Source organism: Tsukamurella pseudospumae (assembly GCF_001575205.1).
GTDB classification, from domain to species: Bacteria; Actinomycetota; Actinomycetes; order Mycobacteriales; family Mycobacteriaceae; genus Tsukamurella; species Tsukamurella pseudospumae.
This window is the reverse complement of the sequence record NZ_LSRE01000050.1, coordinates 195,075-219,448: the sequence shown is the minus strand read 5'-3', so window position 1 is coordinate 219,448 and position 24,374 is coordinate 195,075. Positions and strand designations below refer to the sequence as shown.

At 69.5% G+C, this 24,374-nt stretch carries 36 protein-coding genes; 20 read left to right on the top strand and 16 right to left on the bottom strand.

The genetic code is table 11. The annotated features are described in order from the left end of the window. Nucleotides 1-7 precede the first annotated feature (7 nt). The 4 genes from AXK61_RS21910 to AXK61_RS21895 form a co-directional block, all read right to left on the bottom strand. Nucleotides 8-517 carry a methylated-DNA--[protein]-cysteine S-methyltransferase gene (locus AXK61_RS21910; RefSeq protein ID WP_068575000.1) on the bottom strand — a complete coding sequence of 170 codons (510 nt, stop codon included), beginning with the start codon at nt 515-517 and terminating at the stop codon, nt 8-10. Further along, the gene (locus AXK61_RS21905) at nt 514-1,983 is read right to left on the bottom strand and encodes an AlkA N-terminal domain-containing protein (RefSeq protein WP_068575001.1); all 1,470 of its coding nucleotides are present in this window, start codon (nt 1,981-1,983) and stop codon (nt 514-516) included. Before AXK61_RS21905 ends, AXK61_RS21910 begins: the two co-directional genes overlap by 4 nt. Nucleotides 1,984-2,051: 68 nt before the next feature. After that, nucleotides 2,052-2,252, bottom strand: coding sequence for a YbdD/YjiX family protein (locus AXK61_RS21900; protein WP_068575002.1), 201 nt, complete (start codon nt 2,250-2,252; stop codon nt 2,052-2,054). Continuing rightward, nucleotides 2,213-4,483: a carbon starvation CstA family protein gene (locus tag AXK61_RS21895; protein WP_068575003.1), complete on the bottom strand. Its 2,271-nt coding sequence runs from the start codon at nt 4,481-4,483 to the stop codon at nt 2,213-2,215. Before AXK61_RS21895 ends, AXK61_RS21900 begins: the two co-directional genes overlap by 40 nt. A gap of 115 nt (nt 4,484-4,598) precedes the next feature. Here AXK61_RS21895 and ychF point away from each other — a divergent pair, with 115 nt between their 5' ends. Together ychF and AXK61_RS21885 are read left to right on the top strand one after the other, a co-directional pair. Then, on the top strand, nt 4,599-5,672 hold the full coding sequence (gene ychF / locus AXK61_RS21890) for a redox-regulated ATPase YchF (protein WP_068747013.1): 1,074 nt from the start codon (nt 4,599-4,601) through the stop codon (nt 5,670-5,672). Continuing rightward, nucleotides 5,665-6,033: a zinc ribbon domain-containing protein YjdM gene (locus AXK61_RS21885; RefSeq protein WP_068747012.1), complete on the top strand. Its 369-nt coding sequence runs from the start codon at nt 5,665-5,667 to the stop codon at nt 6,031-6,033. The genes ychF and AXK61_RS21885 overlap by 8 nt, the downstream gene beginning before the upstream one ends. A 6-nt stretch (nt 6,034-6,039) precedes the next feature. Here AXK61_RS21885 and AXK61_RS21880 read toward each other — a convergent pair whose 3' ends face one another. Further along, complete coding sequence (locus AXK61_RS21880; RefSeq protein ID WP_068747011.1) at nt 6,040-6,507, bottom strand: phage tail protein; 468 nt, start codon at nt 6,505-6,507, stop codon at nt 6,040-6,042. A 132-nt stretch (nt 6,508-6,639) separates the two neighbouring features. Here AXK61_RS21880 and AXK61_RS21875 point away from each other — a divergent pair, with 132 nt between their 5' ends. The 3 genes from AXK61_RS21875 to AXK61_RS21865 all read left to right on the top strand — a co-directional run bounded on the left by AXK61_RS21875 (nt 6,640) and on the right by AXK61_RS21865 (nt 7,868). Further along, the gene (locus AXK61_RS21875; RefSeq protein ID WP_068747010.1) at nt 6,640-6,918 is read left to right on the top strand and encodes a type II toxin-antitoxin system Phd/YefM family antitoxin; all 279 of its coding nucleotides are present in this window, start codon (nt 6,640-6,642) and stop codon (nt 6,916-6,918) included. Nucleotides 6,919-7,056: 138 nt separating this feature from the next. Beyond that, nucleotides 7,057-7,317, top strand: coding sequence for a PIN domain-containing protein (locus AXK61_RS21870; RefSeq protein WP_197466897.1), 261 nt, complete (start codon nt 7,057-7,059; stop codon nt 7,315-7,317). 68 nt (nt 7,318-7,385) lie between these two features. Further along, entirely contained in the window at nt 7,386-7,868 is a 483-nt protein-coding gene (locus tag AXK61_RS21865) for a peroxiredoxin family protein (RefSeq protein WP_068747009.1), read from the top strand. On the opposite strand, the gene AXK61_RS21860 is transcribed toward AXK61_RS21865, so the two are convergent. Next, on the bottom strand, nt 7,839-8,480 hold the full coding sequence (locus tag AXK61_RS21860; protein WP_139058116.1) for a peptide-methionine (S)-S-oxide reductase: 642 nt from the start codon (nt 8,478-8,480) through the stop codon (nt 7,839-7,841). The two genes, AXK61_RS21865 and AXK61_RS21860, sit on opposite strands and share 30 nt — an antisense overlap. A 278-nt stretch (nt 8,481-8,758) precedes the next feature. Between AXK61_RS21860 and AXK61_RS21855 the strand changes: the two genes are divergently transcribed. Continuing rightward, nucleotides 8,759-9,112 carry a DUF1801 domain-containing protein gene (locus AXK61_RS21855; protein ID WP_068575010.1) on the top strand — a complete coding sequence of 118 codons (354 nt, stop codon included), beginning with the start codon at nt 8,759-8,761 and terminating at the stop codon, nt 9,110-9,112. Nucleotides 9,113-9,149: 37 nt separating this feature from the next. Next, a complete protein-coding gene (locus AXK61_RS24585; RefSeq protein WP_068982573.1) occupies nt 9,150-9,638 on the top strand; it encodes a hypothetical protein in 489 nt (162 codons plus the stop codon). Here AXK61_RS24585 and AXK61_RS21850 read toward each other — a convergent pair. From AXK61_RS21850 to AXK61_RS21835, 4 genes are all read right to left on the bottom strand, one after another. After that, nucleotides 9,565-10,314: an amidohydrolase family protein gene (locus AXK61_RS21850; protein WP_068575011.1), complete on the bottom strand. Its 750-nt coding sequence runs from the start codon at nt 10,312-10,314 to the stop codon at nt 9,565-9,567. The genes AXK61_RS24585 and AXK61_RS21850 overlap by 74 nt on opposite strands. Beyond that, nucleotides 10,311-10,733 (bottom strand): thioesterase family protein, encoded by a 423-nt coding sequence (locus tag AXK61_RS21845; protein ID WP_068575012.1) that lies wholly within the window; start codon nt 10,731-10,733, stop codon nt 10,311-10,313. The genes AXK61_RS21850 and AXK61_RS21845 overlap by 4 nt, the downstream gene beginning before the upstream one ends. Then, nucleotides 10,730-11,323: a TetR/AcrR family transcriptional regulator gene (locus tag AXK61_RS21840; RefSeq protein WP_068575013.1), complete on the bottom strand. Its 594-nt coding sequence runs from the start codon at nt 11,321-11,323 to the stop codon at nt 10,730-10,732. The genes AXK61_RS21845 and AXK61_RS21840 overlap by 4 nt, the downstream gene beginning before the upstream one ends. 68 nt (nt 11,324-11,391) lie before the next feature. Then, nucleotides 11,392-11,856: a PNPOx family protein gene (locus tag AXK61_RS21835; RefSeq protein ID WP_231855637.1), complete on the bottom strand. Its 465-nt coding sequence runs from the start codon at nt 11,854-11,856 to the stop codon at nt 11,392-11,394. Between the two features lie 242 nt (nt 11,857-12,098). On the opposite strand from AXK61_RS21835, the gene AXK61_RS21830 reads away from it, so the two are divergent. Then, nucleotides 12,099-13,562 (top strand): MDR family MFS transporter, encoded by a 1,464-nt coding sequence (locus tag AXK61_RS21830; protein WP_068747186.1) that lies wholly within the window; start codon nt 12,099-12,101, stop codon nt 13,560-13,562. Nucleotides 13,563-13,576: 14 nt separating this feature from the next. After that, nucleotides 13,577-13,912 carry a VOC family protein gene (locus AXK61_RS21825; RefSeq protein WP_068575016.1) on the top strand — a complete coding sequence of 112 codons (336 nt, stop codon included), beginning with the start codon at nt 13,577-13,579 and terminating at the stop codon, nt 13,910-13,912. A gap of 19 nt (nt 13,913-13,931) precedes the next feature. Here AXK61_RS21825 and AXK61_RS21820 read toward each other — a convergent pair whose 3' ends face one another. Both AXK61_RS21820 and AXK61_RS21815 read right to left on the bottom strand, forming a co-directional pair. Further along, nucleotides 13,932-14,558: a heme-binding beta-barrel domain-containing protein gene (locus AXK61_RS21820; RefSeq protein WP_068575017.1), complete on the bottom strand. Its 627-nt coding sequence runs from the start codon at nt 14,556-14,558 to the stop codon at nt 13,932-13,934. A 98-nt stretch (nt 14,559-14,656) separates the two neighbouring features. Beyond that, on the bottom strand, nt 14,657-15,133 hold the full coding sequence (locus AXK61_RS21815; protein ID WP_082778224.1) for a MarR family winged helix-turn-helix transcriptional regulator: 477 nt from the start codon (nt 15,131-15,133) through the stop codon (nt 14,657-14,659). A gap of 45 nt (nt 15,134-15,178) precedes the next feature. Here AXK61_RS21815 and AXK61_RS21810 point away from each other — a divergent pair, with 45 nt between their 5' ends. The 5 genes from AXK61_RS21810 to AXK61_RS21790 all read left to right on the top strand — a co-directional run bounded on the left by AXK61_RS21810 (nt 15,179) and on the right by AXK61_RS21790 (nt 17,947). Beyond that, on the top strand, nt 15,179-15,610 hold the full coding sequence (locus tag AXK61_RS21810; RefSeq protein WP_068575018.1) for a YdeI/OmpD-associated family protein: 432 nt from the start codon (nt 15,179-15,181) through the stop codon (nt 15,608-15,610). Nucleotides 15,611-15,647: 37 nt separating this feature from the next. Further along, the gene (locus AXK61_RS21805) at nt 15,648-16,646 is read left to right on the top strand and encodes an acrylyl-CoA reductase family protein (RefSeq protein WP_068575019.1); all 999 of its coding nucleotides are present in this window, start codon (nt 15,648-15,650) and stop codon (nt 16,644-16,646) included. Between the two features lie 42 nt (nt 16,647-16,688). After that, complete coding sequence (locus tag AXK61_RS21800; protein ID WP_068575020.1) at nt 16,689-17,120, top strand: VOC family protein; 432 nt, start codon at nt 16,689-16,691, stop codon at nt 17,118-17,120. 78 nt (nt 17,121-17,198) lie between these two features. Further along, nucleotides 17,199-17,534 carry a hypothetical protein gene (locus tag AXK61_RS21795; RefSeq protein ID WP_068575021.1) on the top strand — a complete coding sequence of 112 codons (336 nt, stop codon included), beginning with the start codon at nt 17,199-17,201 and terminating at the stop codon, nt 17,532-17,534. A 62-nt stretch (nt 17,535-17,596) separates the two neighbouring features. Continuing rightward, nucleotides 17,597-17,947, top strand: coding sequence for a hypothetical protein (locus AXK61_RS21790; RefSeq protein ID WP_068575022.1), 351 nt, complete (start codon nt 17,597-17,599; stop codon nt 17,945-17,947). Nucleotides 17,948-17,961: 14 nt separating this feature from the next. On the opposite strand, the gene AXK61_RS21785 is transcribed toward AXK61_RS21790, so the two are convergent. Next, nucleotides 17,962-18,594 (bottom strand): DUF2461 domain-containing protein, encoded by a 633-nt coding sequence (locus AXK61_RS21785; RefSeq protein WP_068575023.1) that lies wholly within the window; start codon nt 18,592-18,594, stop codon nt 17,962-17,964. Between the two features lie 23 nt (nt 18,595-18,617). Here AXK61_RS21785 and AXK61_RS21780 point away from each other — a divergent pair, with 23 nt between their 5' ends. After that, nucleotides 18,618-19,076, top strand: coding sequence for a peroxiredoxin (locus tag AXK61_RS21780; RefSeq protein ID WP_068747008.1), 459 nt, complete (start codon nt 18,618-18,620; stop codon nt 19,074-19,076). Next, nucleotides 19,073-19,522, top strand: coding sequence for an acetyltransferase (locus AXK61_RS21775; RefSeq protein ID WP_068575025.1), 450 nt, complete (start codon nt 19,073-19,075; stop codon nt 19,520-19,522). The genes AXK61_RS21780 and AXK61_RS21775 overlap by 4 nt, the downstream gene beginning before the upstream one ends. 14 nt (nt 19,523-19,536) lie before the next feature. Here the strand turns inward: AXK61_RS21775 and AXK61_RS21770 are convergent, their stop codons facing one another. Then, nucleotides 19,537-19,980 (bottom strand): MarR family winged helix-turn-helix transcriptional regulator, encoded by a 444-nt coding sequence (locus AXK61_RS21770; RefSeq protein WP_068747007.1) that lies wholly within the window; start codon nt 19,978-19,980, stop codon nt 19,537-19,539. Between the two features lie 97 nt (nt 19,981-20,077). Between AXK61_RS21770 and AXK61_RS21765 the strand changes: the two genes are divergently transcribed. From AXK61_RS21765 to AXK61_RS21750, 4 genes are all read left to right on the top strand, one after another. Continuing rightward, a complete protein-coding gene (locus tag AXK61_RS21765; RefSeq protein WP_068747006.1) occupies nt 20,078-20,770 on the top strand; it encodes a type 1 glutamine amidotransferase domain-containing protein in 693 nt (230 codons plus the stop codon). 91 nt (nt 20,771-20,861) lie between these two features. Next, a complete protein-coding gene (locus AXK61_RS21760; protein WP_068575028.1) occupies nt 20,862-21,248 on the top strand; it encodes a YciI family protein in 387 nt (128 codons plus the stop codon). Continuing rightward, complete coding sequence (locus AXK61_RS21755) at nt 21,221-22,441, top strand: RNA polymerase sigma factor (protein ID WP_231855636.1); 1,221 nt, start codon at nt 21,221-21,223, stop codon at nt 22,439-22,441. The genes AXK61_RS21760 and AXK61_RS21755 overlap by 28 nt, the downstream gene beginning before the upstream one ends. 36 nt (nt 22,442-22,477) lie before the next feature. Next, nucleotides 22,478-23,101: a maleylpyruvate isomerase family mycothiol-dependent enzyme gene (locus AXK61_RS21750; RefSeq protein WP_068747004.1), complete on the top strand. Its 624-nt coding sequence runs from the start codon at nt 22,478-22,480 to the stop codon at nt 23,099-23,101. A gap of 4 nt (nt 23,102-23,105) precedes the next feature. Here the strand turns inward: AXK61_RS21750 and AXK61_RS21745 are convergent, their stop codons facing one another. Next, nucleotides 23,106-23,570, bottom strand: a complete 465-nt coding sequence (locus tag AXK61_RS21745; protein WP_082778225.1) for a hypothetical protein — start codon at nt 23,568-23,570, stop codon at nt 23,106-23,108. 27 nt (nt 23,571-23,597) lie between these two features. After that, entirely contained in the window at nt 23,598-24,320 is a 723-nt protein-coding gene (locus tag AXK61_RS21740; protein WP_068747003.1) for a Clp protease N-terminal domain-containing protein, read from the bottom strand. Nucleotides 24,321-24,374: the final 54 nt, after the last annotated feature.

The window sequence follows — 24,374 nt, the reverse complement described above, 5'->3', positions numbered from 1 at the left end:
TCATCGCTCACGCCGCGATCGTATGTGCCTCGTGCGTCAACAGCCACTCCTTGACGGCGAGTCCCCACCGGAATCCGCCGAGGGAGCCGTCCAGTCGCAGGACCCGGTGGCAGGGCACGAACAGCGCGGCGGCGTTGCGGGCGCAGGCCATCGCCGCGGCCCGCACGGCCGCGGGCCGCCCGGACAGGTCGGCGTACTCCGTGTAGGTCACGGGCCTTCCGGGTTCGACGGTGCGCAGCACGTCCCAGGCGTGCTCGACGAACGCGCCGGAACGCTGGCGGACGACGATGTCGTCGATCGCGGTCACCTCGCCGGCGTGGAAGGCCGCGACGGCGCGGGTCACCGCACCGAGGTCGGTGCGTTCGTCGACGGCGGTGGGCCGCAACGCGGAGTGGATCACGGGGAGCAAGGTGGAGAGGTCGGCGGTCCAGCCGGAGGCGAGGACGGCACCGTCGGTGTCGACGACGGCGGTGAACGGGCCGATGGGGGTCTCGGTGGTCGAGCTGTACGCGGTCACGGGGTGATCCTCCGGTCGGTGGTGAGGGCGTGGTTCCACAGGTGCAGCGAGACGTAGCTGCCCCACGGGCTCCAGCGGTTCGTGGTGATGTCGAGGTCGAGGTGCTTCGCGCCCTTCGCGACCACGAGGTCGGATGAGAGCAGTGTGTCGGGGTCGGCGAGCAGGCGCATCGCGACGTAGTCGGCGGTCCACGGGCCGATTCCCTTGAGCCGGAGCAGTTCCGCGCGGGTCTCGGCGCGGGTCATGCCGGAGTGCAGCTCGAGCCGCCCGTCGGCGAGTTCCGCTGCCACCCCGAGGATCGCGGCGATCCGCGCTCGCGGGCCGGTGAGCACGTCGCCCCCGCGTTCGGCCACCGCGGCCGGGGTGGGGAAGGCCCGCGTGACCCGCCCCCCGGGGTCGTCGACCTCCGCGCCCAGCGCGTCGACGAGCCGTGCCTGATGGGTCGCCGCCGCCGCGATGGATATCTGCTGCCCGATCATGGTGCGCAGCAGCAGCTCCGCCGGGTCCACGCAGCCGAACAAGCGGATGCCCGGCGTGGCCTCGACGAGGGGCGCGAGTCGTGCATCGGCGGCCAGCGCCTCGTCCACGGCCAGTGGATCCGCGTCCAGGTCGAGCAGGTGTCGCAGCCGGGCGACCGCCGCGCCGAGGTCGCTCATCGCGGTCAGCGACAGGGTGGCACGGACGTACCTGTCCGTCGCGGTACTCAGGTCGACGGTGACGATCCCGTTCCCGCCCGGCAGGTTCAGGACGCGCGTGTAGCGGTCACCGTCGGCGTGCTCGAGGCCCGGGACGGCGTGCGCGGTGAGGAACCACCGCACCCACCCGGTGGCGTAGGGCCCGCGCAGCGCGAGGCGGAGGGTGATCTCCCCGGTGGCGCCGGTGCGGTCGGGGCTCCGCTGTGCCCGTAGTTCCGACGGTGTGCGGGCGAAGACCTCGCGGACGGTGTCGTTGAACTGCCGGATGGAGGTGAAGCCCGCGGCGTAGGCGATGTCCGAGAAGGGCATCGGGGTGCTCGTGATGAGGATCCGTGCCGTGGTGGCGCGGTGGGCGCGGGCCAGGGCGAGCGGGCCGGCGCCGAGCTCCGCGGTGAGGACGCGGGTGAGCTGCCGCGGGCTGTACCCGAGTCGCTCGGCGAGGCCGGACACCCCGTCGCGGTCGACGACGCCGTCGGCGATGAGGCGCATGGCCCGCGCCGCGAGGTCGGATTCGAGGTTCCACCGGGGCGAGCCGGGCACGGCGTCGGGGAGGCACCGTCGGCACGCCCGGTACCCGGCGGCCTGGGCGGCGGCGGCCGTGATGTGGAAGCTCACGTTCTGCGGCTTCGGGGTCGTGGCGGGGCATGACGGCCGGCAGTAGATGCCGGTGGTCGCGACGGCCGTGTAGAACTGCCCGTCGAACCGCGCGTCCCGGCCGGCGATCGCCCGGTAGCACCGGTCGAAGTCGAGGAGTGCTGATCCGTTGGTCACGTCCTCGACTCTCGCACCGCCGGAGCGATCGCGCTAGCGGGTTTCGGACACCGTCGTCGGTGCGCCGTTCAGCAGCAGCGGACCTGGACGGTCGCGCCGTCGTGGCGCGCCTTCCAGTACTCCCGCTCGGTCATGACCGGCTCGTCCGGGTGGGTGGCCCGACGGTGCTCGACGTACCGCTGGTAGTGGTTGTCGCCCATCACCGATCCCACGTACCAGCGGACCGCCTTCAGTGCCCGGATGATCGGGTCACTCCCGTTGCGTCCCATTGCTCCTGCACCTTCCTCTCCGCCGCTGTGGGGATGAGTCCCTTCGGGGCGAACAGCGTGCTGGGCACCGGCTCCTCCTCGGTGAGCGGGCGGCCGTTGCCGGACACGGTGCGGTAGATCGTCCAGACGCCCATGATCACCACGATCAGGACCATGACGGCGAACACGATCGACAGCGTGCCCTGGATGAAGGTGTTGCGCACCACCGCGTCGATCGCCTCGGGCGTCTTCGCGGATCCGTACTTCTGCAGGCCTGCCTCGGCTGCGGCCTTGAAGTTGCTGTGCTGCTTCCAGTATCCCACGGCGGGGTCGGCGCTGAAGATCTTCTGCCACGACGCCACCATGGTGATGATCAGGTCCCAGACGAGCGGGATCGCCGGTATCCAGACCCACTTGTAGTAGCCTTTCTTGACCACCACCACGACCACCACGGTCAGCGCCATCGCGGCGAGGAGCTGGTTGGCGATGCCGAAGAGCGGGAACAGCGTGTTGATGCCGCCGAGCGGATCGGTGACGCCCATCAGCAGGATGCTGCCCCAGGCCGCGACGACGAGCAGCGAAGCGCCCCAGGCGCCGACGCGCCAGCTGGGGTCCTTGAGCCGCTGGAACGGGCCGCCCAGATTGCTCAGGGCGTCGGAGACGAGGAAGCGGGCGACGCGCGTGCCGGCGTCGACGGTGGTGAGGATGAACAGCGCCTCGAACATGATCGCGAAGTGGTACCAGAAGGACTTCATCGACGATCCGCCGAACACCTGGTGCAGCACCTCCGACATGCCGAGCGCCAGCGTCGGGGCGCCACCGGTGCGGGAGACGATGCTCTCCTCGCCGACGTCCTTGGCGGCCTGCGCGATCTCCTGCCCGGTGATCGGATCACCGCTCAGACCCAGGGAATTGACGTAGGTGGCCGCGGTCTCGGCGGTGCCGCCGGTCTTCGCGAGCGGTGCGTTCATCGCGAAGTAGAAGTGCTGGTTGATGATCGACGCGGTGATCAGCGCCATGATCGCCACGAACGACTCGGTGAGCATTCCGCCGTAGCCGATCAGCCGCATCTGCCCCTCCTTCTCCAGCAGCTTCGGCGTGGTGCCGGAGCTCACCAGGGCGTGGAAGCCCGAGAGCGCGCCGCAGGCGATGGTGATGAAGAGGAAGGGGAACAGGGAGCCGGCGAAGACGGGGCCGTCGCCGCGGGTGGCGAAGTCGGAGACCGCCGGGGCCTCCATGAGCGGGCGGGCGATGATGATGCCCACGGCCAGCAGCACGATGGTGCCGACTTTCATGAAGGTCGAGAGGTAGTCGCGGGGCGCCAGCAGCAGCCACACCGGCAGCACCGACGCCGCGAAGCCGTAGATGATGATCGCCCAGCTCAGCTGGACCGGTGTCAGGGTGAACAGCTCCTTGCCCCAGCCGCTCTCGCCGACGTAGCGGCCGCCGATCACCGCCGCCAGCAGCAGCACGCAGCCGATCAGCGAGACCTCGGACACCCGGCCCGGTCGCAGGTAGCGCAGGTACACACCCATGAACAGGGCGATGGGAATGGTCGCCGCGATGGAGAACACGCCCCACGGGCTGTGGCCCAGCGCCTGCACGACGACCAGCGCGAGCACCGCGATGAGGATCGTCATGATCGCGGCGATGCCGATGATCGCCGCGGCGCCGCCGACGGCGCCGAGCTCGTCGCGGATCATCTGGCCCAGCGAGCGGCCGCGGCGCCGGGTAGCGATCCACAGCACGAGGTAATCCTGGACGCAGCCCGCGACCAGGGCGCCGACGATGATCCAGATCGTGCCGGGCAGGTAACCCATCTGCGCGGCGAGGACGGGGCCGACGAGCGGCCCGGCGCCGGCGATCGCCGCGAAGTGGTGGCCGAACAGGACCCTGCGGTCCGTCGGCATGTAGTCCGTGCCGTTGTCGAGGATCTCCGCCGGAGTGGCGTGGTCGTCGCGCGGGCGCACGACCTTGAGCTCGATGAGCCGTGCGTAGAAGCGGTAGCCCACGACGTAGGTGCACACGGCCGCCAGCACGAACCACACCGCGTTGACGGTCTCGCCGCGGGCGAGGGCGATCATCGCCCAGGCCACGGCGCCGATGATCGCGATGACGCCGAAGATCACCTTGTGCTTCGTCGTGATCGGCGAACGGTCGATGATCGCCACGGGTGGCAGGGACGGGTCGGTGCGGACGTAGGTGATGTCGCCGTCCGTCTCCGTGTTCGACGGTGCGGTGGGAGCTGACACGCTGCCTCCTCGAAGGTCGGGAATCACGGTGGTGATTCGCAAGGGTCATCGTGTCACCCGCGGGGCTCGGGCGCGGGGGATTCGCGCCGGATCCGGGCACGTAGAATGAGGCCCCGTGAGCCTTACCCTCGGAATCGTCGGACTGCCCAACGTCGGCAAGTCCACCCTGTTCAACGCCCTCACCAACAGTGAGGTGGAGGCGGCGAACTACCCGTTCGCCACCATCGAGCCGAATGTCGGCGTGGTCAACCTGCCCGACCCGCGGTTGAACCGTCTCGCGGAGATCTTCGGGTCCGAGCGGATCCTCCCCGCGACGGTGTCCTTCGTCGACATCGCCGGCATCGTCAAGGGCGCGTCCGAGGGCGAGGGCATGGGCAACCAGTTCCTCTCCAACATCCGCGAGGCCGACGCGATCTGCCAGGTGGTGCGCGTCTTCTCCGACGAGGACGTCGTGCACGTGGCCGGCAAGGTCGACCCGCTCGCCGACATCGACACCGTCGCCACCGAGCTGATCCTCGCGGATCTGCAGACCATCGAGAAGGCACTGCCGCGCCTCGAGAAGGATGCGCGCAAGAACAAGGACCTCGCCGAGACCGTGGAATCGGTCAAGGCCGCCGAGGCGGTCCTCACCGACGGGAAGACGCTGTTCGCCGCCGGCTTCGACACCGCGCCGATCCGCGAGCTGCACCTCATGACCGCCAAGCCCTTCCTCTACGTCTTCAACGCCGACGAGGGCGTGCTCACCGACGCGGACAAGCGGGCCGAGCTCGCTGCCGCTGTGGCCCCGGCGGACTCCGTCTTCCTGGACGCGAAGATCGAGTCCGAGCTGCTGGAGCTCGACCCCGAGGACCAGGCGGAGATGCTCGAGTCCATCGGCCAGGACGAGCCGGGTCTCGACTCGCTCGCCCGCGCCGGCTTCCACACCCTGGGCCTGCAGACCTACCTCACCGCGGGCCCGAAGGAGTCGCGCGCCTGGACGATCCGCAAGGGCGACACCGCGCCCAAGGCCGCCGGCGTGATCCACACCGATTTCGAGAAGGGCTTCATCAAGGCCGAGATCGTCTCCTTCGCCGACCTCGACGCCAACGGCACGATGGCTGCGGCGAAGGCCGCGGGCAAGGTCCGCATGGAGGGCAAGGACTACGTCATGAACGACGGTGACGTGGTCGAGTTCCGCTTCAATGTCTGACGCACTGCCGGCGTGCCCGGAGTGCGGTGAGGCCTACACGTACGAGCAGGGCGCTCTCCTGGTCTGTCCGATGTGCGGCCACGAGTGGACCGGGGCCGACGGCGCACCGTCGGACTCCCCGGGCGCGACGGACGGCATCAAGGACTCAGTCGGGAACCTGCTCGCGGACGGCGACACCGTGTCCGTCACCAAGACCGTGAAGGTCAAGGGCGGCGGCGGTGGCGTCATCAAGGTGGGGACCAAGGTACGGGGCATCAGGCTCATCGCCGACGGTGTCGGTGACCACGACATCGATGCGAACGTCCCGGGTTTCGGCCGGATGCAGCTCAAGTCGAGCGTCGTCAAGAAGGTCGCTCCCTGACTCCCATCAGGGCAGGGGATGCTCGCCCTTGATGACGAAGTAGCTGCCTCGGATCTCCCCGGCGAGCTTGGAGCGCTGACGGACCCACTTGAACGCGGCGAGCTCCTCCGGCGGGTTCATCCCCACGCTGAGCTTGAAGCCGACGGCCCGCTTGCCGCCGTCGGCCTTCGTCCACAGCACGTTGACGGCGACACCGTCCTGGAAGTACAGGGTGGGCCAGTAGAGCTCGTCGTCCTCGTAGACGAAGACCTCGAGGATGGGGGAGGCGAACTCGATGTCGCGTTCGGTGCGCAGGATCTCCTCGACCCACGCCACCACGTCGGCCCGATCCGACGGTGCGGCGGTGTTGTAGTCGGACTTGTACTTGGTGGCGAAGTAGCGCGCCTCGTGCGCACGCAACCCGGCCAACGCCGGCGCCACCGGTGAGGACTCCAGTCCGGCCTGGTCGATCTCGGTGTAGCTGACGATGGTCACGGGCTCGCTCCTCTGCCTGTCGATCTGCGTTGATCCGAGCCTACGCACACCGGTGGTGGCGGCACTTCTCGATTCCTGACCGATGGTCGCCAGACCAGCCGTGTTGTCTGACATGCGTAATACCTTGGGGTCGTGTCGACGGTGACGAAGCGAGAACTCCGCCAGCGCACCTCGGAGGTGCTCGCACAGGCCACCGAGGCGGGCGAGGTGATCGTGACGGAGCGGGGGAAGCCCCGATGGCGGATCAGTTCCTATCGGGGCCAGGATGATGCCCTCGCCCGAGCCGAAAGGCAGGGGCGCTACACGGCTCCGGCTGTGAAGCCCGTTGCGTGGCCCGAGGTCGTGGGCGGTCCCCGCTACGAGCCCGGGGATCTTGATGCGCTGCTCGACGAGATGAAGGGCGAGCACTGACTCGTGGGCATCGTCTATCGTGATTCCTCTGTCGCGTTGCGGACGATTCTCGATGTCCCCGAGCGGCTTAGGCTCCATGCGTGGATGGAATCGCCTGGCACCGATTTCGTATCGTGACGGCTGCTGCGCACCGAGGTCGTGCGCGTGCTGCGCCGAGACGAGCGACCCCTGTTGGACGCGGAGCCGCTGCTCAGCCGAGTCGGCTTGTTCGACATCTCCCGTGAAGTTCACACGGTGGCCGAGTCGATCGAGCGTCACGTCAAGACGCTCGATGCTCTGCACCTCGCGACCGCGCTGCTGATCGGGGAGTCGGTCACGGTCGCCACCCACGATGCGAACATGAGGTCGGTAGCGGAGCACTTGGGGCTCGACACGATTGATCCGGTGCTCTCGATCTGATCGGGTGGAGACCAGGCGTCGCTCGTCGGTGGCAGGACGGGGACCGAACCACACGAAATGAGGCATCGATGGGTACCGATCAGGAGCGTCGGCGGGCACCTGAACTCCGGGTGGACGAATGGATCGGGCCGGACGGGCAGCCGCTCGACCGGCCGGTGCGGCTGGGCGACCTCGGCAGCGGATTCAGGATCATCTTCTGCTTCCAGCACTGGTGCCCGGGGTGCCACGCACACGGTTTCCCCACGCTGCGCTACCTGTACGACCGACTCGCGGACTCGGACATCGGCATCGCGGTCATTCAGACGGTCTTCGAGGGCGCTGAGGAGAACACGTCCGACAAGCTGCGGATCGATCAGGAGAAGTACGGCCTGGCAGTGCCGTTCGGCCAGGATGTGCCGCCGGAGGGGCGCGACCTGCCCACCTTCATGGAGGACTACCGAACCGGTGGCACCCCGTGGTTCACGATCATCGACCCGGAGGGGGCGATCGTCTATGCGGGATTCCAGCTCGATCCTGACGCCCTACTCGAGGTCCTCGGCGTCGGTCGGTAGCGCCGATGTTCGGAGCTGTCGGGGGCTCAGGTAGGGCGCCGGGTCTCGGCCGTAGGCCACGGCGAGGTTGACCGCGGTACGTTGCGCCCCGGTCATCGGGACGGCCCGCCACGGACTCTTCTCGAGATAGAACTGCGGCTGTCTGTCCAACCGGAAGGGTCCCTTGTCGGTGCGCGCGAAGATCTCCTCGCGGGCTAGGCGGTCGAATTCATCGAGGCTGATGCTGGCGGGGTCGACGTGGACCTCGACGACCTCGTCGCCGTCGATCCACCCGGCGTTCGTGGTGATCACACCCGGGAACTGCGCGAGGCTGGTCTCGCCGGACCAGAAGCACGGCGTCTCGACGTGTACGCGCGTCGCCAGTCCGGCCTCGATGAGCAGATCACCGCGCACCACGGCGAACCATTCCGGGACCGCCGATCCCGACGTCTCGAGTGCAGTAGTGACCCTGTCGTGCAAGGCGATCGGGGCGACCACGTCCGAGGACTTCGACGCAGCGCGGGCATCACGAACCGCACTCGCGAGATCGCGCGATTCGATCATCTCGGCGAGCAGGGAATGCGCCTGGGCGGCGTGGTCGGAATGTGTGGTGAAGTCAGGAACTCGTCGCACTATTCGCCTCCGATTCTCACCTTCCCCACGCAGAACCGCGCAGGCCCGGCGCGTATTCCGACCTCAGCCCGTCGCCCGACCGACGGAGCCGGCCGGGCCGGCAATCGTCTATGGTGGAGGCAGGTGGCACGGCCACCGACTGCGCTTCCACGTGATCGTCACGTGAATCATCGCGGAGAGGCCTGATCCACTCAGGACATGTCCAGATGGGGTGCGGCGCCCACGCGCGCCGACTTCACCGCGCCGATGCTCGGCATCGGCCGACGAGAGGACATGACATGGCATCGAAGGACGAGAAGAACCTCGCGCAGGTCGTCGAGAAGATCGCGAAGATGGACGAGCCGCGGCGCTCGATCATGCAGCGCGTCCACGAGATCATCGTGGCTGCGGCCCCCGAATTGAAGCCGCGGATCTGGTACGGCATGCCCGCCTACGCGGCATCGGCGAGCACGCCCGCGCTCGTCACGCTGCGCAACGACGACCGGATGAACCTCGCCATCACGGAGAAGGCAGGCTTCCGGCCGGCCGGCGGCATCGACGGTGCGCTGATGCCCGCAGCCTGGTTCTTCGAGACCGTGGACGCGGACACGGAGCAGCGCATCGCGCAGATCGTCCGCTCGGTGCTCGACTGAGCGCGGGTTGCGCCCGCCGGCAGCATAAGGTTCCGTCATGGCGATCCCCGATTCCGAGACGCTGCTGAGCCGCCTCGTCGGCGTCCGGATGTACGCGGTGACCTTCGTCAACGACTACATCCAGCTGCAGTTCGACGGGGAACCCACTGGGTCGCCCGTGCTGTTCAACGTGGAGGTCTGGCCGTCCATCGAGTACGGCGGGCGGGTCTGGCGCGAGCCCGACCTCGGGTACGCGGATGCCCTGCGCCGACTGACGCCCGGCATCGTCCGGTCGATCGTCGAGCGCGCCGGCGTCGGGATCCGCGTCGAGCTGGATACGGGTGCGTTCGTGATCGATCCGAAGATCGAGGAGGTGCACGTCGAGATCGGATACCTCCGTGGATTTCCGGACGGCGCGTGGGAGGTCTGGACACCGGGCACAGGAAGCTTCGCGCACGTCGTGAGCGCGCGGCCTACGCGTAGAACGCCGCCGCGTTGTTCCAGAGCACGGCGTCGACCTCGGCCGGGTCGAGGGCGTCCTCGATGAGCCGCAGGTCGTCGTCGTGGAACGGCCGGCGGGCGCGGGTAGATGGGAGGTCGGTGCCCACCATGAGTGCGGTCGGATCGACATCCACGATCGCGCGGATCACCGCCGACGGATCCAGCTCCACTCGCCCGAATCCCGTGGCCTTCACCTTGACTCCGCGCTCCACGAGCCGCAGGAGATTCGGCAGGCCGTCGGAGTGCATGCCGAGGTGGTCGATGCTCACGGCGGGCAGTGCCGCGAGCCGCGCGGACAGCGCACCGTCGATCGTGCGGGCGTCGATGTACAGCTCGCTGTGCCATCCGGCGACGTCGTGTACCCGTCGCGCGAGGCGGTCCAGGTCGTCGAGATCGGCGGAACCGCCGCGCGCGACGTTGAACCGCACCGCTCGCACACCGGCGTCGTGCAGCTCGCGGATCCGGGTGTCCGGCGTGTCGACGGGAATCTGCGTGACGCCCGCATAGGTGGGCCCGAGGGCACGGAGTGCATCGATCAGATACCCCTGGTCGAAGGCCTGGAAAGATCCGGACACCACTGCGCCACCGGCGATTCCGAGGCCCTCGATGCGGCTCCGGTAGTCGGCGGCGGTGAACGCTTCGGGGAGGTATCCGTTGTTCTCCACCAGCGGATGCGCGGGATCGATGATGTGCAGGTGCGCGTCGAAGATCCGCCGGGTCATCGCGCGGCCCCGTCCCGCTGTGCCAGTCGCGCCTCGAAGCGGTCCCGCACGATCACGCCCCGACGGTGCCGGCCCGTGCTTATCACGGCGTGCTCGTCGCGCGCCTCGATCTCGAAGGTGACCGATCGTCCCTCGACGGAGACCACCGTTGCGGCGACGGCCACCGTCGAACCCGGAACGGTGGGGGAGTCGTGTGAGACGTCCACGTGCGTGCCGAGGGTGAGCTCGCCGTCGTCGAGGTGTCCGTGCAGGGTCTCGATGCACGCCCACTCGATGATGCCGACCAGGTAGCCCGTCGCGAGAACCTCCGGCATGGAGGCGAAGTCGGGGGATTCGGGCAGCAGGTTCGGCACCGTCCGGTTCTCGGGCACGGCGTAGTGCATCGTGTGCGTGATGCCGGGGATCAGCGTGTCCTTCATGAATCCTCCTGTGTCGTGCAGCTGTTGGTAGTCAGAGCCGCGATCATCGCCGCGGCGGTGCGTCGAGCGTCGGTGATGGCCGTGGTGTCTCCGGTGGTGATGATGCGGGCGTTCGCGCCGTCGATGAGAAGCATCAGCGCCGAGCCCCACCACTGCGGGTCGGGGAGGCCGTCGGACGCGGCGAGGTCGGCGAGCATCCCGCGCATCCAGGTCTTGTACGCCGCGATCACCGCGCGGGCGGGGTGCGCGGGGTCGGGGAGCTCCGCGGCGGCGTTCGTGAACGGGCACCCGCGGAAGCCTGGTTTCGCGTGGCCGATCGCGAGGTGGTCGAACAGGGCGAGCACGCGACTCCCGGTGGTCGCGGGCAGCGCGTCGACGTACTCCGTCGTCGCCCGGACCCGTCCCTCGCGGCGTCGTTCCAGGACAGCCGCGACCAGGCCGGCCTTGGACCCGAACTGCGCGTACAGCGTCGGTTTGGAGACGCCCGACTCGTCGACGACGCGGTCGACACCGATGGCACCGACGCCCTCCGCGTAGAAGAGGGCCGCCGCGGCGTCGAGGATGCGTTCGCCGCCGGCGGAGTAGGTCATGATGTTAACTTACAGGTCTGTAAACACGTCGGTCAACGCTGATCGTGCGCGGCGACCTGCGTGGCTCCTCAGCGCGGGGTGAGGACGAACACGCGTGCGCCCCCGTCGAAGGCCCGCTGGAGGTCGTCGGGAGCGGGGGAGCCGTCGGCGGTGAAGCCGATGTGGTTGAACGAGGCGAAGTTCTTGTTGTCCGCCGCGATCACGCCGTAGAGCGTGATGACCCCGGCCTCGTCGGACACCACCCGGACGTCCGCGGTCCGACGACGCCCAGCGAGTTGGACATCGATCGGCTCGCCGGTGCGCAGGTTCTTGCCCCACGCGAACGGTGAGCCGACCAGCAGGTCCCCGTCGTGTTTCGTGTAGGCGACGGGCACCTCGAAGACCTTTCCCGATGTGCGACCTACGACGTACAGCGTGAGCAGTCGCTCGCCGAGGAACTTCGACACTCCGGGAGCGCGCAGCAGCGTGCGCATCACCGCGTTCATGACGCCTTGCAGTGGCATGGTGCTGGCGGTTCCCGCTTGGCGGCTCATATCTCGACGGTAGACCCGCCCGCTCACCGCGGCCAGCGCCCCGGCGGTCGTGAAATCAGCGGAATCCGGGCACACGAGGCCATATCCGGCTTCCTGCGCCCGCGGAACGCCGGATTCACGAACGAACCCGCCCGACGGCGTCGAAAAACCTGTCAGCGGTTCGTCGTATAGATGACGGCGACGAACGGCTGTCGTCGGAAAACGACTATGAGGAAGCCACTATGGCCACGCACACTGAACAGATGGACCACCCACCGACCGACCTGACGACGCCCGCGAACGAGCGGACGGAGAAGGCCGGCCGCACGCCGCTGGTGATCAAACTGCTGGTCGCGGCGACCTTCGTCGTGATCCTCAACGAGACGATCATGATCAACGCCATCCCGCGCCTCATGACCGACTTCCACGTCGACGCCCGCGCCGCGCAATGGCTGTCCACGGTCTTCATGCTCACCATGGCCGCGGTGATCCCGGTGACCGGTTGGTTCCTGCAGCGCGTGAGCACCCGCACGGCGTACGCCGTCGCCATGATCACCTTCAGCGTCGGCACCGCGATCGCGGCAGCGGCACCGTCGTTCGAGATCCTGCTGGCCGGTCGGGTCGTCCAGGCGGGCGGCACAGCGGTGATGATGCCGCTGCTCATGACCACCCTCATGACCGTCGTGCCGGAGAGCGACCGCGGTCGCGTGATGGGGCAGGTCACCCTCGCCATGTCGTGCGCCCCCGCGCTCGGCCCGGCGGTGTCCGGTGTGATCCTGCACCTCGGCTCGTGGCGCCTGATCTTCGTCTTCGTCCTCCCGATCGCGGTACTCGTGGGCGTGGCGGGGATGCGGCAGCTCGAGAACGTCGGCGAGACCGAGAGCACGCCGGTCAGCTGGCTCAGCGTGCTGCTCGCAGCCGGCGGTTTCGGCAGCCTGGTCTACGGGCTCAGTGAGATCGGCACCGGCGACTGGACCGGCCCCGTCCTCACCGTGATCGCGGGCGTTCTGCTCATCGCCGCGTTCGCCGCCTACCAGGTACGCCTCCAGCAACGCGAGATGCCGCTGCTGGACCTGCGCACCCTCCGCCATCGCACGTTCGCCGTGTCACTGCTCCTCATGACCGCCGCGTTCATGGCCTTCCTCGGCTCGATGATCCTGCTCCCGCTGTACCTGCAGGATCTCCGCGGCCTGTCCGAGCTGCAGACCGGCCTGCTCGTGATGCCCGGCGGTCTGGCGATGGGCCTGCTCGGTCCGCAGGTCGGCAGGCTCTACGACCGCGTGGGCGCGCGGCCGCTGGTCGTTCCGGGCTCGATCGGCATCGTCATCGCCCTCGCGGCGCTGAGTCGAATCGGTGCGAGCACCCCGTACCCGCTCATCGTCGCGATCCATGTCGCGCTCATGGTGTGCCTCGCCGCCGTCTTCACGCCGATCTTCACCGTCGGTCTCGGCGATCTGCCCGAGCACCTCTACTCGCACGGCTCGTCGCTGCTCGGCACGTTGCAGCAGGTCGCCGGCGCGATCGGAACCGCGGCGCTCATCGTCGTCATGTCGAACCGCTCGGCGCACCTCGCCGAGGCCGGTGCATCGCAGCCGCAGTCCTTCGTCGGCGGGCTGCAGTGGGCGTTCGCCGCCGCCGCGCTCATGGGAGTCGTGGTCGTCGCCGCATCCCTGCTCCTGCCCTCGAAGGCCGACGGTGCGCCCTCGTCCGGCCCGGCGCACCACTGACCGGCGGCGCGACGATGGATTTGTTCGCGCGCCTCGCCGTGACCGATCTACCGCGGGCCATCGCCTGGGGCGAGAAGCTCTTCGGGGCAGTGGAGTCGTTCGCGCCCAACGACACTGAGCACGTGTGGACGTTGGGGGAGCACGTCCACCTCTACGCCGAGCTGCTCCCACAGCACGCGGGGCATTGCGCGGTCACCCTGTTCCTCGACGACCTCGAGGGCTTCCTCGCCGCCGCGGCGGACCGTGGCCTGCGGCCGGATTCGCAGGAGGTCTACGAGAACGGCGTCCGCAAGGTGATCTTCCTCGATCCCGACGGGAACGAGGTCGGGATCGGCGGCGCGCCCGCGTGAGCCGCCGTCGCGGTGGTCGCTACGCGCCCGTGCCGGGATGGAACCGCTTCACGCGGCGCAGCGTGTTCTGATCCGTGTGGTGCATCTCGGCACCGGTGGCGGCCAGGCGGAGGAGCAGATCCGAGGTGTAGCTGATCGTCTCGTCGTCGATGACCGTGAACGTGCTGGTGAAGTCGCGGATCTCGGCGCGCTGCATGAGGTACTTGTTCTGCAGGATGCCGTACGACGGGTCGCCCGGCTTCGCGTCGAAGTGCAGCTCGGTGTCGTTCTCGCCGGCGCTGCTGCCGGCCAGGATGGCGATGCCGCGGCCGAAGACCACGTTGCGGATGATCTGCCCGTTCGCCTTGTCCCACAGCAGGAATCCGATCTCGTCGTGGAACGGGTCCATCGCCTCCTCGCCGTGCCGCCACGCGGTCATGGAGTAGTTCAGGCCCCACAGCGTCTGCTGCCCGTTCTCCTGGATCGGGATCGGCGTGAAGGTGGCCTTCTCGAAGTACGAGGTGTGGCCGGTGATGTCGTCGGTGTTGTGGTACGAGAGGTCGATCCCGACATCGCCCTCCCAATCACCCACGAGCGGCGTGAGCGGGCCCAGTTTGCGCGGGCCACGAATCTCGCTGATGGCGGGGGTCTCGACCGGTGTGCTCATGACGTCTCCATTCCACGGTGTTGCTTCACGCAAGTCTTGCATAAAGCAAGTCCGATACGTGTGGATTCGAGTGGAACGGTTCCAAACAACACTGCCGGCTACATCGGCAGGTGGCGTCGCGCGTCCGCGGACGCGGCGGAGCCGAGAGTCCGGTGAAGAGCCTCCAATGCCTCCGTCGCCGCCATGCGCAGGGCCGGGTCCAGGTGGCCCAGGGCCTCCCGGAGCTCCCGACGACGGTGCTCGGTCACCCGCCGGACCACCTCGCGACCGGCGTCGGTGAGCTCGAGCTCCACCATGCTCCGGTTGGTCGGATCGTCGCGCCTGATCAGGTGTCCCGAGCGGTGCAGCCGATCGGCGAGGCGGGTCACCGTCGACGCCACGACCCCGAGCATTCCCGCGCAGCGGGAGGGGCTCGACGGCCCGAGCTCGTCGAGGACCTGGAGGAGCCGGAACTGCGGCAGGGAGACGTCGATCCGCTCCACACTGCGCAGTGCGAGCCCCACGAGGTCCCGCGTCGCCGCTTCGAACGCGAGCACGTCGCCGGTGGACACCGTCGATCCGCTGCGTTCGGTCATTCCCGCAGTCTTCCACGCGCGCCGCGGATCGGGGACGATGGAGCCATGTCCCTCCGTGTTCGCAGCACCCTCGAGCCGACCGGTCCCGCCACCGCGATCGAACTGACCGACGCGCAGGTCGAGGAACTCGGCGGAGGGAAGCGCGCCGCGGTGCGGGTCACCATCGGCGAACGATCCGCGCGGTTGCGGCTCGCGGGCATGGGCGGCCGCAACCTCATCGGCTTGTCGAAGGCCGCGCGCGCGGAGTTGGGGGTCGAGATCGGGGACGTCGTCGACGCCCTCATCGAGCTCGACGGTGCCGAGCGCACCGTCGACCTGCCCGACGATCTGGCCGCGGCGCTAGCAGAGCACGGCCTGCGGGCCGCCTTCGACGCGCTCAGCTACACGCACCGCAAGGAGGCCGCGCGCGGTGTCGCGGACGCCAAGCGCGCTGACACCCGCGAGCGCCGCATCGCCGCGGTGATCGCCTCCCTCTAGGATCGCGAGAGACCGCCGAGATCCTAGGAGACGCACGATGACCCAGTACCGGGCGCTGATCGCCGAGACCGCCGACGATGCGGTGACCTCCCGCGCGGAGACCCGCGACCCCGCGGCGCTGGAGCCCGGGCAGCTGCGCATCGCCGTCGAGTACTCCGGCGTGAACTTCAAGGACGCGTTGGCGTTCACGCCCGGCGGCGGCGTGGTGCGTCAATACCCGATCGTCCCCGGCATCGACATCGCCGGCACCGTCGTCGAGACCTCGTCCGACGACTTCGCCGTGGAGGACCGGATCATCGCGCACGGCTACGAGATCGGCACCGCCCGCGACGGCGGGTACGCCGAACAGGCCGTCGTGCCCGCCGAGTGGGCGGTCCGCCTGAACGCGCTCACCACCCGCGAGGCCGCCGCCATCGGCACCGCCGGATTCACCGCTGCCATGAGCGTCGCCGCGATCGTCGACGCCGGGATCGCCCCCGGCGACGGCCCCGTCGTCGTCACCGGCGCGACCGGCGGAGTCGGGTCCACGAGCATCGACCTGCTCGCGGGTCTCGGTTACGAGGTCGTCGCCTCGTCGGGCAAGCCCGCCGCCGCCGACCACCTGCGCGAGCTCGGCGCGGCCGAGGTCATCGGGCGGCTCCCGCTCGACCCCGACGCCAAGCCTCGCCCCTTGGGCAGGAGCCGTTGGGCCGCAGCCGTCGACTGCGTGGGCGGTGCCGCGCTCGCCGACGTCATCAGCACCCTGAACTACGGCGGCGTCGTCGCCGCGAGCGGCCTGACCGGCGGGGCCGGGCTGAAGACGACGGTCCTGCCGTTCATCCTGCGCGGCGTCACCCTCGCCGGCATCGACTCGGTGCTCATGCCGATCGCGCCGCGCCGGGCCCTGTGGTCCCGCATCGAGTCGGACCTGCGCCCGCGGCACCTCGAGCGGGTCGCCAACGAGATCGGGATCGACGGTGTCGGCGCCGTCGTCGACGCCCTCCGCGCGGGCGAGTACACGGGCCGCGCCGTCGTGGACGTGCGGCGCGGCTGGTGAATCAGGTCGCGAACTGACCGCAGCGCTGGCTACGGTGACCCCATGACTGTCCGGCAGATCCAGGTCACCTTCGATTGCGCCGACCCCCAGCGCGTCGCCCTCTTCTGGTGCGAGGTATTGGGATACGTCGTGCCGCCGCCCCCACCGGGCTTCGCGGACTGGGACGCCTTCGAGCAGTCCCTCCCGCCCGAGGCCCACGGCTCGGCGTTCGCCTGTGTCGACCCGAACGGCGTCGGGCCGCGCTTGTTCTTCCAGCGGGTGCCCGAGGGGAAGACCGTCAAGAACCGGGTGCACCTCGACGTCCGCGTCGGACTCGGCATGGTCGGCGCGGAACGGCTCGCGGCGCTGGAGGCGGAGTGCGCACGGCTCGAGAAGTTGGGCGGCACGCGGCTGTACCTGCAGGAGGCCGACGGCGCGAACGAGTCGTGCCTCACCATGGCCGATGTCGAGGGCAACGAGTTCTGTCTGGACTGATCGTGTTACCTCGCAGGTAATCGCCACGTGTACCCCTGCCCTCCTACGGTCGAAAGACATCGGAGGAAGGGAGTCGACATGTTCGAGCAGACACGGGGTGGCCGGTGCCGGGCGCTGTGGTTCGCGGTTCACGCCGACAAGGTGCTGACCAATGCCTACATCGTCTACGCACTCACCGTCGCGCCCATCGTCCTGGTGTTCACCGACGACCCGCAGGTGCACCGCCTGATGTGGTGGTCGCTGATCCTGGGCGCGATCGCGCTCGCACTCCTCGGGATCGTCATGGCCGTCGGGATGTCGCTTCTCGTCAGTCGCGGTGACTCGCTGGAGTTCGACTGGTTCCTCAGCCAGTTCGACCCCACGGTGCGGGTCCCCGGTGGATCCCGTCCCGATCGGTATCGCAACGGGGGATGACAGCACCGTCGACCGCGTGGACACTGGAGACAGGTGGGTACCGACGGCCCGAGGAGTCGACGATGGCAGGTAACGAGAATCCGTTCGGATTCGGTCCGGGTGAGTTCGACGATCTCGCGCGCGAGGCGAGGGACATGCTCGGCAAGCTCGTCGGTGGCGCCGCCGGGCGCGATGCGTTCTCCCGGGTCTTCGACGATGCCGGCCGCCGCCCGAAGCGCGAGCCCGAGACGGCCGGCGAGAGCGGCGACGGGGTGTGGGCGGTCATCGCCACCACCGACGACGGCAGCGCCCACGTCGAGCAGGTCTTCGCCACGGAGATCGACGCGCTCCGTGCCAACCAGCACAACGTCGACGCCACCCGGAAGGTGCGTTTCCTCCCGTACGGCATCGCCGTGAGCGCTCTCGACGACTGACGCAGCTGCGGCGCTCAGGCGTCGCCGTGCTCGACCAGCCAGTCCAGCAGCGCGGACGTCTCGCGCCAGTGCTTGCGGATCTGCGGGACGAGCTTCGGCGTGTGGATGATCTCCTCGAAGCCGTAGTCCCGCATCACCGTGAGCGACTTGTGCCGCAGCAGGTCGATGCGCGGGTGGTCGGGGTCCCAGCCACGCGGCGAGGTCTTGAGCGTTTCGCCGCCGATCTCCCAGCCCCGACGCCGCAGCTTCGCGATCACCTGCTCCAGCGCCGGTCCGTACAGGTCGTTGTCGATGGCCTTCCGGAACGCCGCGAGGCGGGTGGAGCTCGCTTCGTAGAACCCGGCGCCGACCCGGACGCCGGGCGCCCCGATCTGCAGGTAGTAGCCCGTCGCCGGACCCACGCCGACGAACGCTCCCTGGTGGGTCTTGTAGGGCGTCTTGTCCTTGGAGAAGCGCACGTCCCGGTACGGGCGGAAGATCTTCGCGGTGCCGAACTCGTCGGCCAGCTCGTCGGTGAGTGCGGCCATCGGGGCGGCGACGGAGGTCTTGTAGACCTCCTTGTGCGCCTCCCAGAAGACCTTCGAGTTGTCGGCCTCGAGGTCGTCGTAGAAGTCCAGTGCGGCCTCGGGGAATCCGGTGAAGCTCATGCGGCCAGGCTAACCTGGACCGCATGAAACCCGGTGACATCGCGCCCGACTTCGAACTCCCCGACCAGGACGGCGCCCCGCGGAAGCTCAGTGACCTGCTCGCGAACGGCCCCGTCGCCCTGTTCTTCTACCCGGCCGCGTTCACGCCGGGCTGTACCAAGGAGGCCTGCCACTTCCGCGACCTCGCCGCCGAGTTCTCGGACGCGGGCGTCCAGCGCGTGGGCATCAGCCGCGACGCGGTCGCCAAGCAGCAGGACTGGACGGCCAAGCACGGTCTCGACTACCCCCTGCTCTCGGACGTCGACGGGGCCGTGGCCACGGCGTACGGCGTCAAGCGTGACGGCCTGCTCAAGCTGGCCGGCATGCCCACCAAACGCACCACGTTCGCGATCCGCACCGACGGCACCGTCGCCGACGTGATCGCCTCCGAGGTCAACATGCAGGCGCACGCCGACCGGGCGCTCGCCGCCCTGCGCGCATGACCGGCCCGGTGCTGCGCGACTGCCGGGGCCCGGAGGAGTTCGCCGACCTGGTCACCGTCTGGCGCAGCTCGGTCGATGCGACGCACGACTTCCTCGCCGACGCCGACCGCGACGCCATCGAGGGCAGGCTCGCGAGCGACTACTTCCCGCAGGTCCGGCTCACCGTCGCGGAGGTCGACGGTGCGCCCGTCGGATTCGCGGGGACGGCGGGGGAGGACCTCGCGATGCTGTTCGTGCACGCCGACGCCCGAGGGCGGGGCATCGGTCGCGCGCTCCTCGACCACGTGGTCCGCGAGCAGGGCGTCCGCACCGTCGACGTCAACGAGCAGAACGGGCAGGCCGTCGGCTTCTACGCGCACAGCGGTTTCGTGGTGACGGGCCGCAGCGAGACCGACGGCGACGGACTGCCGTACCCGCTGCTGCACCTCGCTCTGCCGCAGGGCTGAGCCGGAGTGGAGGGCTAGCCCGCGCAGCCGTCGCGCGAGGTCCGGGCGACGATCGCGACGGCGCGCCGCAGGACCGCGGCGTCGTCGGGGGAGAGCGGCTCCAGCAGCTCCGCTTCCGCGACCGCGACCGCATCGCGCACCTTGCGGAGCGTTGTCAGGCCCGCGTCGGTGGGCACGACCCTCCGCGCCCGGCGATCCGTCGGCGACGGTTCGCGGCGAACCAGCCCACCGTCGACGAGGTCGTCGACCACGTAGGGCATCACCGACTTGTCGATGAGCAGGTACTCGGCGAGGGCGAGCTGCGTCGGCAGGTCGTAGGTGGCGGCCGCGTACAGCGTCTGATAGCCGCGGATCCCGCGGGGGATCCGGTCGAGGATCGGCGCGACCGCCTCGGCGTAGGCCTTGTTCAGGACCCCCACGGACCAACCGAAGTCGCAGGTCTCCTCATGTACTGCCATGTCTCCAGCCTAACAGGTCTCACATATCAGTTGATAGATATATCAGTTGTGATACGGTTCAGTTGTTGAGCAAATCAATTCTGATCGGAGAGTCACGATGAGCACCATCCTGGTCGTCACCACCAGCGTTCCGTCCTACGAGGTCAGCGGTCGTCGCACCGGCCTGTGGCTGGGCGAGCTGACGCATTTCGTGGACGTCGTCGAGGCGGCGGGCCACGCCACTGTCATCGCGAGCATCGACGGCGGCTTCGTCCCGATCGATCCCGAGTCGCTCAGCCACGAGGTGCTCGCCCAGGGCGGCACCCGCGCCCGCTACGACGATCCCGCCTTCATGGATCGCGTGCGGAACACGGTGTCCCTCAAGGACGTCGACGTCGCGGACTTCGACGCGATCTACCTGACCGGTGGGCACGGCGTGATGTTCGACTTCCCGACCGACGAGCGTCTCGCCGTGCTGCTGCGCGAGTTCGATGGGGCCGGGAAGATCGTCTCCGCCGTCTGCCACGGCACCGCGGGCCTGCTCGGCGCGACCAGGGCCGACGGTGCGCCGCTCATCGCGGACCGCCGCATCGCGGGGTTCTCGTGGAACGAGGAGGTCCTCGCAGGACTCGACGCCATCGTTCCGTTCAACCTCGAGGAGCGCATCGCCGCGCTCGGAGCGACGTATGTGCAGGCCGACGAGGCCTGGGCCCCATTCGCTGTTACCGACGGCACCGTCGTGACCGGCCAGAATCCGGCCAGCGCGCACCCCGTCGCCGAGGGCGTCGTGGCGCTGCTCGCGGCCCGGTAGGAGACTTCTCGGAGCAACTGTCGATTTCGGTCCGCCTCGATCGTCATCACTGTGCCCCGCCCCTGGGGCACAGTGGACATCAGGAGGAATCATGCATTACGCACTGCTGCTCAACAACGCCGAGCCCGCCGAGGGCGACGTTCCGATGGAGGCCATGCTGCAGATGCAGCGGGCGATGGCGGACTACACCGCCGCGCTGCAGGCCGCGGGCGTGCTGATCGGCGCGGAGATCCTGGAACCGCAGGCGCAGACGGTCACCGTCACGCGTCGCGACGGTGACCTCCGGGTCCAGGACGGCCCGTTCGCCGACACGCGTGAGGCGCTCGCCGGCGTCTTCCTCCTGGACGTGCCGGATCAGGACGCCGCGATCGCCTGGGCGGAGAAGCATCCGGCCACCCAGTACGCCGTCATCGAGGTCCGGAGGGTGGCCGCGGCCTGCGACGAGGGCATTTGGAACGCCAACGCCTGCACGGACTGATGAACGTCGACGCCGGGGTGCGGGCGGAGACCGCCGCCCGCACCTCGTACGGCAGGTTGCTGGCGCTGCTCGCAGCCCGTACGCACGACCTGGCCGCCGCCGAGGACGCGCTCGCCGACGCCTTCGAGCGGGCCCTGACCCGGTGGCCCGTCGACGGCGTCCCCGACGACCCGGATGCCTGGCTGCTGACGGTGGCGCGGAACCGTCAGCGGGATCGGTGGCGCTCGGCGGCCGAGCGCACGTCCGTCCCGTTCGACGATGCCGCGCACGACCTTCCGGAGCTCGGCGCCGCGGCGGACCGTCGCCTCGAGCTCCTGCTGGTCTGCGCGCACCCCGACCTCGGCGCGGCGGGCGTGCCCCTGATGCTCAACACGGTCCTCGGGTTCACCGCCGCGCAGATCGGTGCGGCCTTCCTGGTGCCCACGGCGACCATGGCCGCCCGGCTCACCCGGGCGAAGAAGCGCATCGCGCAGGACCGGATCCCGTTCGCGGTTCCCGACGACGCGTCGCTCGCGGCCCGGCTCGACCCCGTTCTCGAAGCGATCTACGCCTCGTACGCCATCGAGTGGCCCACCCCGCCCCGTGAGCGGCACGCCCTGCTCCTCGGGCTCGTGGGCACCGTCGTCGAGGCGGCGCCGTCGGTCGCGGAGGCGCACGGACTGGCCGCGCTCATGTACCTCTCGAGCGCGCGGCTGCCCGCCCGCGTCGACGAGGATGGACGGTACGTCCCTCTGGCCCAGCAGGATCCGGGCCGCTGGGATCGCGACCTCATCGCCGCCGGACACCGCCGGCTGCGCGCCGCGCACGCGCTCGGCACCGTCGGACGGTTCCAGCTGGAGGCGTCGATCGGGGCGGTGCACTGCGCCCGCCCGCCCGGCGAACCACCGGACTGGCCCGTCCTGCTGCGCCTCTACGACGCCCTCGCCGTCATCGCACCGACCCGCGGGGCGAGCGTCGCGCGCGCCGCCGTCGTCGCCGAGACCGACGGTGCGCGTGCCGGTCTCGCAGCACTCGACGCCGTCGACGGTGCCGAGCGCCTGCAATCGGTCTGGGCGCTGCGCGCACACCTGCTGGACCGGGTCGGCGACCACGCGGCGGAATCCGCGTACGCCAAGGCGGTGTCCCTGACGACCGACCCGGCCGAGCGCGAGTACCTCGCGGGCCGCGCCCGTCGAATCCGGCCTCACCGGTGACGCGGCGCGCTACGGTGAGCGGGACGAAGGAGTTTCATGTCCGATGTCTGGCAGCTGGTCCACGCGGAGCGCCGCGCTCTGATCGCCTTCCTGGAGGGCGTCGACGACGCGCGCTGGGACACCCCGTCGCTGTGCCCGGGGTGGCGCGTGCGGGACGTCGTGGCGCATCAGATCTCCACGGCGGACACCACACGTCTCGGCTTCGTCAGGGGAATGATCCTCGCGCGCTTCGACTTCGACCGTGACAATCAGAACGGCATCGACCGCGAGATCGGGCCCGCACCGCGAATGCTCGACCGTTTCCGCGCACTCGTCGATCGCACGTCGGGTCCGCCGGCGCCGCTGGACACGCGACTCGTCGAGGTCGTGGTGCACGGCGAGGACATCCGTCGCCCGCTCGGTTCGGTGGGGGATTACCCCGTCGAGGCCGTCGAACGCGCGCTGCGGCTGCAGGCGCGGACCGGAAAGGGCATGGGCGGCGCCAAGGAGCACGTCGTCGGCCTGCGGTTGCGTGCCACCGACGCGGACGTCACCATCGGCGATGGCCCGGAGGTCGCCGGACCGTTGTTGGCCCTGCTCCTGGCGGTGAGCGGCCGCACCGTCGCCCTGCCCGAACTGGCCGGCGCAGGCCTCGCGACCCTGAGTGAGCGGCTCGGCTGAACGGTCAGCGGGGCGCCGTGATCGTGATCCGCGCGTCGATGCGGGTGATCAGGCACGTACTGCGGGGGATGCGGAAGTCCTCGTCGGTGGGCGCGTCGACGATGCGCTGCCCGGCGATGCGCACGGGCACGATGAACCGGTAGTGGAGCAGGTCCGCGTCGCCGCCTGGCGCGACGGTACGCGCGGTGACCTTCGGCGCATCCATGATCGAGTACTGCAGGTGGCGGTCCAGATCACCACGCAGCTGCTCGCCGGAGAAGCCGGTCTGCAGGCCGTTCTCGAACCGGACGGCGTTGGGGGCGAAGGGCACCGCGCCCGCCTTCGTGCGATCGCCGAGCGCCGCGATGTACGCGTCGGCGGCGGCCAGTTGGCGTGCGGGGGTGCAGGCCGCGGCCGTGGCGGGCGCGGCGATCGTGGTGGCGACGACGGCGGTGATCACGGCGGGAACGACACGGGCGAGGGCGGCCATGCACTCACGGTAGCGGCGGGACCCGCGTCATTCCGCTGTGTACGTCGAAAGGATCTCGCGCACGGCGACGTCGATCTGCGCGTGGTCCACGCCGAGCTCGGCGAGGATCGTGGCACCCGGACCGGTTCCCTCGGCGAGGACGCCGAGCAGGACGTGCTCCGTGCCGACGTAGTTGTGGCCCAGGCGCAGAGCTTCCCGGAGGATCATCTCGATCGTCTTCTTGCCCGCAGTGGAGAACGGGACGAGCTCCGGCACGTCGGTGTCGTCCGCGACGGGAATCCGCATCCGCACGGCGGCCTCGGTCACGCCGCGTCCGACGAGCAGCCGCGCCGCGATGCCCTCGGGCTCGCGGAAGAGCCCCAGCAGGACGTGGTCCGTGTCGATCACCGGGCTCCCCGCGGCGCGCGCCTCCTCCTGCGCCGCGACCACCACGCTGCGGGCTCGGGGTGTGAAGCGCGAGTACGGCGAACCCGACGCCTCGATCAGGGCGGCCGGGTCGATGCTGGGGGGAGCGGAGCGCTGCTGCGCGGCCTGCTTCGTCATCCCCATGGACTCGCCGATCGACGTCCAGGTGGCGCCGCTGCGCCGCGCCTGGTCGACGAAGTGGCCGACGAGGTGGTCGGCCGTCTCGCCGAGGTGGGAGGCGATGGCGACGGCGTCGCCGAGGTGCTCGAGCGCGCTGCCCTCGGGGTGCAGCGCGTGCACGGTGCGGATGAGTTGGTCGAGGCTGACGGGGTTGTTCTCGGGCATGCGTCAAGAATGAATTGACGTCCCAGTTTTGTCAACTGTTGATTGACGAGCTGC

Excerpts from the sequence above, each read along its gene's own strand:
- AXK61_RS21900 (WP_068575002.1), bottom strand. The coding sequence starts at position 2,252 with ATGGGACGCAACGGGAGTGACCCGATCATCCGGGCACTGAAGGCGGTC.
- AXK61_RS21885 (WP_068747012.1), top strand. The coding sequence starts at position 5,665 with ATGTCTGACGCACTGCCGGCGTGCCCGGAGTGCGGTGAGGCCTACACG.
- AXK61_RS21865 (WP_068747009.1), top strand. The coding sequence starts at position 7,386 with ATGGGTACCGATCAGGAGCGTCGGCGGGCACCTGAACTCCGGGTGGAC.
- AXK61_RS21855 (WP_068575010.1), top strand. The coding sequence starts at position 8,759 with ATGGCATCGAAGGACGAGAAGAACCTCGCGCAGGTCGTCGAGAAGATC.
- AXK61_RS24585 (WP_068982573.1), top strand. The coding sequence starts at position 9,150 with ATGGCGATCCCCGATTCCGAGACGCTGCTGAGCCGCCTCGTCGGCGTC.
- AXK61_RS21850 (WP_068575011.1), bottom strand. The coding sequence starts at position 10,314 with ATGACCCGGCGGATCTTCGACGCGCACCTGCACATCATCGATCCCGCG.
- AXK61_RS21845 (WP_068575012.1), bottom strand. The coding sequence starts at position 10,733 with ATGAAGGACACGCTGATCCCCGGCATCACGCACACGATGCACTACGCC.
- AXK61_RS21840 (WP_068575013.1), bottom strand. The coding sequence starts at position 11,323 with ATGACCTACTCCGCCGGCGGCGAACGCATCCTCGACGCCGCGGCGGCC.
- AXK61_RS21835 (WP_231855637.1), bottom strand. The coding sequence starts at position 11,856 with ATGAGCCGCCAAGCGGGAACCGCCAGCACCATGCCACTGCAAGGCGTC.
- AXK61_RS21830 (WP_068747186.1), top strand. The coding sequence starts at position 12,099 with ATGGACCACCCACCGACCGACCTGACGACGCCCGCGAACGAGCGGACG.
- AXK61_RS21825 (WP_068575016.1), top strand. The coding sequence starts at position 13,577 with ATGGATTTGTTCGCGCGCCTCGCCGTGACCGATCTACCGCGGGCCATC.
- AXK61_RS21820 (WP_068575017.1), bottom strand. The coding sequence starts at position 14,558 with ATGAGCACACCGGTCGAGACCCCCGCCATCAGCGAGATTCGTGGCCCG.
- AXK61_RS21815 (WP_082778224.1), bottom strand. The coding sequence starts at position 15,133 with ATGACCGAACGCAGCGGATCGACGGTGTCCACCGGCGACGTGCTCGCG.
- AXK61_RS21810 (WP_068575018.1), top strand. The coding sequence starts at position 15,179 with ATGTCCCTCCGTGTTCGCAGCACCCTCGAGCCGACCGGTCCCGCCACC.
- AXK61_RS21805 (WP_068575019.1), top strand. The coding sequence starts at position 15,648 with ATGACCCAGTACCGGGCGCTGATCGCCGAGACCGCCGACGATGCGGTG.
- AXK61_RS21800 (WP_068575020.1), top strand. The coding sequence starts at position 16,689 with ATGACTGTCCGGCAGATCCAGGTCACCTTCGATTGCGCCGACCCCCAG.
- AXK61_RS21795 (WP_068575021.1), top strand. The coding sequence starts at position 17,199 with ATGTTCGAGCAGACACGGGGTGGCCGGTGCCGGGCGCTGTGGTTCGCG.
- AXK61_RS21790 (WP_068575022.1), top strand. The coding sequence starts at position 17,597 with ATGGCAGGTAACGAGAATCCGTTCGGATTCGGTCCGGGTGAGTTCGAC.
- AXK61_RS21785 (WP_068575023.1), bottom strand. The coding sequence starts at position 18,594 with ATGAGCTTCACCGGATTCCCCGAGGCCGCACTGGACTTCTACGACGAC.
- AXK61_RS21780 (WP_068747008.1), top strand. The coding sequence starts at position 18,618 with ATGAAACCCGGTGACATCGCGCCCGACTTCGAACTCCCCGACCAGGAC.
- AXK61_RS21775 (WP_068575025.1), top strand. The coding sequence starts at position 19,073 with ATGACCGGCCCGGTGCTGCGCGACTGCCGGGGCCCGGAGGAGTTCGCC.
- AXK61_RS21770 (WP_068747007.1), bottom strand. The coding sequence starts at position 19,980 with ATGGCAGTACATGAGGAGACCTGCGACTTCGGTTGGTCCGTGGGGGTC.
- AXK61_RS21765 (WP_068747006.1), top strand. The coding sequence starts at position 20,078 with ATGAGCACCATCCTGGTCGTCACCACCAGCGTTCCGTCCTACGAGGTC.
- AXK61_RS21760 (WP_068575028.1), top strand. The coding sequence starts at position 20,862 with ATGCATTACGCACTGCTGCTCAACAACGCCGAGCCCGCCGAGGGCGAC.
- AXK61_RS21750 (WP_068747004.1), top strand. The coding sequence starts at position 22,478 with ATGTCCGATGTCTGGCAGCTGGTCCACGCGGAGCGCCGCGCTCTGATC.
- AXK61_RS21745 (WP_082778225.1), bottom strand. The coding sequence starts at position 23,570 with ATGGCCGCCCTCGCCCGTGTCGTTCCCGCCGTGATCACCGCCGTCGTC.
- AXK61_RS21740 (WP_068747003.1), bottom strand. The coding sequence starts at position 24,320 with ATGCCCGAGAACAACCCCGTCAGCCTCGACCAACTCATCCGCACCGTG.